This window comes from Streptomyces sp. P9(2023) (assembly GCF_032436795.1).
Lineage (GTDB): Bacteria > Actinomycetota > Actinomycetes > Streptomycetales > Streptomycetaceae > Streptomyces.
The window spans coordinates 1-235 of record NZ_JAUPWM010000861.1 but is presented as its reverse complement, the minus strand read 5'-3'; the positions used below and the strand labels follow the sequence as shown (position 1 = coordinate 235).

1 pseudogene is annotated in these 235 nt (G+C 39.6%); it reads left to right on the top strand.

Going from position 1 to position 235, the window contains the following annotated elements:
• A pseudogene (locus tag Q5762_RS39705) lies at nucleotides 1–235 on the top strand (deoxyguanosinetriphosphate triphosphohydrolase); the annotation flags it as partial.

Genomic DNA, 235 nt, shown 5'->3' with positions numbered 1-235 from the left:
ATTCTATCATCAAGTACACGAGGCTTTCTGATCAAGAACCTAGTAAGGACATTGCTAGTAAAAAGATGGGCTATTTTTATGCTGAACGTGATATTTATGAGCGTATCAGTCAAGCCACAGGTGCCGTGAATGTACGACATCCTCTGACGTTTATTCTAGAAGCAGCAGATGACATTGCCTATCTAGTGGCAGATATTGAAGATGCTATTAACAAGGGTATTCTTAGATTCTCTGA